1 protein-coding gene is annotated in these 1,289 nt (G+C 46.2%); it reads right to left on the bottom strand.

Annotated elements, in window-relative coordinates; all coding sequences use genetic code 11:
- Nucleotides 1-221 precede the first annotated feature (221 nt).
- The coding region (locus E1163_RS00415; RefSeq protein WP_155168554.1) for a DNA polymerase Y family protein at nt 222-1,289 on the bottom strand (1,068 nt) is incomplete at its 5' end.

Raw genomic sequence — 1,289 nt, 5'->3', positions numbered from 1 at the left:
CAAAGTTTAGTAAAGCCGCAATTTAGCTCTTGTAAACTGCCATTTGGTTTACCAACCAAAAAGTGCGTATTTGCCGTGTCCTACTGTCTTAACTTAGTAGCCTTGTCATCCCCTCGAGGGGATAGTTAGTACCGTATAAATATTTAAAATTCCGGTTACCGATTACTGTTTACTGTTCACTAAGTTCACTGACCACCGAATACCAAAAGCTCCCGGCTCTCCTACGCTCTCCGGTTAGGCAAAAGTGGTGGCGGTTCTCCGCGGAAGGGGTTGAACCGGCTGATGGTTTTAGCTTCTATGCCGGCGGCACGCATCACGCTTCTGTCGCCATGTTTATCTCTCACTTTGTCCATAGCCTGGTATAGGTTGATCATCTCTGTTGCATCCTCAAACAGGTTGATCTGATAGCCTCCATTCACCAAATGACTGAACCGGACTCCTATCAGGCGAACCAGAAGACGTTTGTTGTATAGCTTGTCAAACAGCTCCAGTACTTTGGGTATGAGTACGTGGTCTGCTGAGGTATAGGGAATACGGTTTTGCAGGGTATGGGTATTGAAATCAGAATACCGGACCTTAACCGTTACGCATGAGGTGAGCTTCTCTCCTCTCCTAAGCTGGAAGGCCAGGTTTTCTGCCATTGCCAGCAGTATGCCTTTCAGTTTGACTACATCTATGGTGTCCCTGTCAAAAGTCCGCTCAGTGGAAATGGATTTACGCTCTGAATAAGGAATCACCAGCGAACGGTCAATGCCATTGGCCTTTTCCCAAATAGTAACACCATTCTTCCCAAACACCTTTTCCATCAGCTCCATAGGCATCTCCTGAATGGTCTGTATTTTTCTGATCCCAAGGTCGCGCAATGCATGATAGGTCTTCTCTCCTACCATCGGTATTTTGGTAACCGAAAGCGGGCCGAGGAAGGCTTTTTCCAAACCATAGTCGACTTTGAGCTGATTATTAGGCTTGGCCTCTCCGGTAGCCACTTTGGAAACTGTTTTGTTTTCAGACAAACCAAACGAAATGGGCAGGCCGGTTTCCTTTATTATTTTCTTACGCAGCTCTGAGGCCAGCATCAAGCTGTTGAAAAAGCGTTCCATTCCGGAAAGGTCTACATAAAACTCATCAATAGAAGTCTTTTCGTACAGCGGTACGCTTTCCTTGATAATCTCTGTTACCTCCTCAGATTTTTTAGAGTATGTGCCGGCATTGCCTTTAATAATGATCGCCTCCGGGCAAAGCTGACGAGCCAGTTTCATGGGCATGGCAGAATGGACACCAAACTTTCT

Origin of the sequence: Fulvivirga kasyanovii, assembly GCF_009711405.1 — a bacterium.
GTDB classification, from domain to species: Bacteria; Bacteroidota; Bacteroidia; order Cytophagales; family Cyclobacteriaceae; genus Fulvivirga; species Fulvivirga kasyanovii.
Note: the sequence above shows the minus strand (reverse complement) of the source record. Positions and strands in the feature narration are given on the sequence as shown.